The organism is Kitasatospora sp. NPDC056783 (assembly GCF_042789895.1).
Classification (GTDB): domain Bacteria; phylum Actinomycetota; class Actinomycetes; order Streptomycetales; family Streptomycetaceae; genus Kitasatospora.
Genome location: NZ_JBHUAF010000598.1, coordinates 926 through 3,136 on the forward strand (window position 1 = coordinate 926; position 2,211 = coordinate 3,136).

The following is a 2,211-nucleotide window of genomic DNA, read 5'->3' on the forward strand; positions in this document are numbered from 1 at the left end:
CTACAGTTGCGGGTTTGTTGCTCGTATTTTAACTCCTGGCCCACACCTCCCGGCGGCCGAACCTGGCGGCCCCACGTCAAGGTATTTCATGAGGTTATGTCCGCATTTCCGGCCGTTGCCGGGGGAGTTCAGTCGCGGCGGCGGCCCGCCATCCAGACGTAGACCAGGACACCGGCGAACAGGAACAGCACGCCCTGGTAGACGGCGGCGTAGCCGGCCCCGGCGAGCAGCCAGAGCGAGAAGGCGAACGCGCCCAGGCCGAGGACGGCGTCGCGCACCAGCCGGCCGCGGTCGACCTTCTCGCCGTCCCCGCGCACCAGCCAGAACAGCTGGGCGGCGGTGGACAGCAGGTACGGGACGGTGGCGGTGAAGGTGGTGACCAGCACCAGGATCTCGAAGGCGCCCTTCGCGCCACTGGCGAAGTTGAGCACGGTCAGCGCCGAGGCCAGGGCGACGCCGACCAGCACGCCGAAGACCGGCACCCCGCGCCGCTCCCTGCCGAAGGCCGCCGGGAACAGCCCGTCCTTGGCTGCCGCGTACGGGGCCTGGGCGGAGAGCAGGGTCCAGCCGTTGAGCGCGCCGGTCATCGAGACCAGCGCGGCGAGGGCGATCACCGTGCCGCCCCAGCTGCCGCCGAACATGGCGTCCACGGCGTCCGAGAACGGCGCGGAGGAGTGGACCAGCTGCTGGTGCGCGACGGTGCCGAACACCGCGATAGTGCCGAGCAGGTAGACCGCCGCCGCACCGGCGGTGCCGAGCACGCTGGCCCGGCCGACGTTGCGCTCCGGGTCGCGGACCTTTCCGGCGCTCATCGCGGCCGACTCCACGCCCAGGTAGCTGAACAGCAGGATCGCCGCCGCGGCGGACATGCCGCCCGCCCAGCCCTGGCCGGAGGCGTCGAAGGGGCCCAGGTTCTTCGGGTCGAAGAAGAACAGGCCGCCCACCGAGACCAGCAGCAGCGGGATGAACTTCAGCACGGTGGAGACGAGCTGCACCGCTCCGACGAAGCGGGTGCCCGCCAGGTTGGCCAGCGCCGGCAGCCACTGGATGGTCAGCGCGGCGGCGATCTCCAGCGGGATCGAGTGGTGCAGCGGCAGCAGCACGTCCAGGTACCCGACGGCGGCCACGGCGAGCGCGGCGTTGCTGACCCAGGTGGTGATCCAGTACGACCAGGCGGCCAGGAAGCCGGCGAAGTCCCCGAAGGCCTCCCGGGCGTAGACGTACGGGCCGCCGGTGCGCGGGTTGCGGCGGGCCAACTGCCCGAAGACGAGCGCCAGCGCGATCGCCCCCACGGTGAGCACCGCGAAGGAGAGCAGGCTGACCGTTCCGAACGGGGCCACGGCCGCCGGGATCATGAAGATGCCGCCGCCGATGATGTTGCCCATCACCAGGGCGGTGGCGGTCGCCAGCCCGAAGCGGCGGCCGTTCGTCTGCGGCGGCGGGCCCGCGGGCGCGGAGCCGACCGGGGTGCCCGGGGTCTCCGGGGCGCTCGGTCGGGCCGCCGGCCGGGGTGCGGCGGGGCTGGTCTGCATGGGGGTGGTGCGCCTTTCGTGTCCTGCTCGCGCGCCCGGTGGAGCGCCGTGGAGCGACTGTCCATGCTCGGACGAGGCCGGACCGGTCGCCAAATCGATGGGATTTGTTCAGTTCGTCCGGTCCGTCACCGCAAGACTTGCGGTCCGGGGGTGGTCGGACGGGCACTCGTCCGGCGCCCGCTCCCCGGTCGTTCGACCGGATTCACGGTTGTACGCCCGCTTTCACGGCCCTGTGCCCGGATTCGTCCGGCCGGGGGAGTTGCCTCACCCGAATGCGTCAGCCCGGTTGCGGCGCACGCCCTGAGGTGCGCGTTCGTGTGCAAACGTGGGCCCGGCGCCTCCCCGGTGGGGCGTCGCCCGGCCCGTCGGGCGGCCGTGCCGGCCGGTCGGGGGCGCGGGTCCGAGAACCAGAGACGAACCAAAAGGACATCAGATGTCGCTTCGTGGGAAGATCCGCAAGCTCGCCGTGATCGTTGCCGTGGCCGGTGCCGTCGTGACGGTTCCGACCTCGGCCATGGCGGGGGGCACGCAGTCGGAGGAGCAGATCCTGCAGACCGGCACTGCGGGCGTCGGCCTGTTCGGCCCGCACGCCACCTGGTTCAACTACGCCGAGGCCGGCGAGAGCGACTGCGGCTGCTGATCCCGCCGCACCCCGAGCCCGGAGGCCGTTCGCCGGCCC

Annotated in this window: 2 protein-coding genes; one reads left to right on the plus strand and one right to left on the minus strand. The window is 72.2% G+C overall.

What is annotated here, in order from left to right; translation table 11 throughout:
* Positions 1–128: 128 nt before the first annotated feature.
* Positions 129–1,532, minus strand: a complete 1,404-nt coding sequence (locus tag ACFRMQ_RS39640) for an amino acid permease (RefSeq protein WP_380735758.1) — start codon at positions 1,530–1,532, stop codon at positions 129–131.
* 433 nt (positions 1,533–1,965) lie between these two features.
* Between ACFRMQ_RS39640 and ACFRMQ_RS39645 the strand changes: the two genes are divergently transcribed.
* Positions 1,966–2,172, plus strand: a complete 207-nt coding sequence (locus tag ACFRMQ_RS39645; protein WP_380735760.1) for a hypothetical protein — start codon at positions 1,966–1,968, stop codon at positions 2,170–2,172.
* Positions 2,173–2,211 lie beyond the last annotated feature (39 nt).

Coding starts and splice junctions, on each gene's coding strand:
- ACFRMQ_RS39645 (WP_380735760.1), top strand. CDS start 1,966: ATGTCGCTTCGTGGGAAGATCCGCAAGCTCGCCGTGATCGTTGCCGTG.
- ACFRMQ_RS39640 (WP_380735758.1), bottom strand. CDS start 1,532: ATGCAGACCAGCCCCGCCGCACCCCGGCCGGCGGCCCGACCGAGCGCC.